This is a genomic window from Campylobacter sp. US25a, from assembly GCF_004379075.1.
Classification (GTDB): domain Bacteria; phylum Campylobacterota; class Campylobacteria; order Campylobacterales; family Campylobacteraceae; genus Campylobacter_D; species Campylobacter_D jejuni.
In genome coordinates this window covers 1-1,127 of sequence record NZ_RYYM01000058.1, presented here as the reverse complement: position 1 = coordinate 1,127, position 1,127 = coordinate 1, and the positions used below count along the sequence as shown (strand labels likewise).

1 protein-coding gene is annotated in these 1,127 nt (G+C 26.2%); it reads left to right on the top strand.

Going from position 1 to position 1,127, the window contains the following annotated elements:
* A partial coding sequence (locus ELQ12_RS09690) for a hypothetical protein (RefSeq protein ID WP_243834157.1) occupies positions 1 to 1,127 on the top strand: 1,127 nt, incomplete at both ends.

The following is a 1,127-nucleotide window of genomic DNA, read 5'->3' as shown; positions in this document are numbered from 1 at the left end:
AGTTATTATTTTTCTCCTAAAGATGAAAGCAGTGGTTTAGGAAGACTTAGTATCTTTTATAAAAATGATGAACTTTGCTTGCTTAATTATTCTATTATAGAAAATTCTTTAAATATCAAATTAGAATGTTTAAGCAAACAAAGCTTAGAGTATAAAGACTTAATTTCAAACACTTTAAAAGAACAAAAAACCACACAAGTAGATAAAAAACAAGCTATAGCCAAACTTCATGCTCTTTTAGAAAATCAAAACCTAGAATGTATCCATGGAGGTAAAGTCATACTTAAATCAAACAAAGGAAAAACTTTTAAAGATGATGGTGTGCCTATAATGCTAGAAAGTGATTTATTAAACTCTAGTATAGTAGCTTGTCCTAATACTATAGCAGGTGTAAGTGTTCCTTGCACTAAAGTTGTTAATGTAAAAGGATCCTTATCTCAAAAGAAAGTCAATAATGAATATGTAATCTTACAAGAACTCATCTCAGCTTGTAAAACAGATAAAGGCTTTGCTTTAAAAGTAAGCTTTACTCCTACTAAGTTTAAATTTGATCACAGCTTTGATCCTAAAGAGGGCTTAGGAGAACAAAGTAAAAATCAAATAGAGTTAAAAGAACCTATAATAAGACTTCATTATAAAAGTGATAGATTTCAAAAAGATAATTTACCTATCTATAATCTTTTAATCAATAATGAAAAAAAAGAACAAGATAAAGCTTTAAGTGAATTAAACATAGATCAAAAAGATTTAAAAGATATAGAGGATATAAATATTCTTAATCAATTCAAACAAGACTTTAGTAAAGATTATGAATTTAAAGAATTAAATCTTAGCTTTGATACTAATTTAATCAAACTTTATTTTATTATCCCAAAAAACATTGCTAAAGTTTATAAAAGTGCTTATAAGGAATTTGAAAATAAAGATTTAGGAGTAGGGTATTTTACACAGCTACATGAGTATGATAAAATCATCAAAAATGCTTTAGAAGATAATAAAGAATTAAACGAATATCATTTAACTTTTTTAGCTCCTGCAAAAATGCAAAATTTAAAACTTCAAATCGCACAAGGACTAGATGAAATCTTAGAAGATGAAGATAGAAAACAAGAGCTTTATGTTTGTAA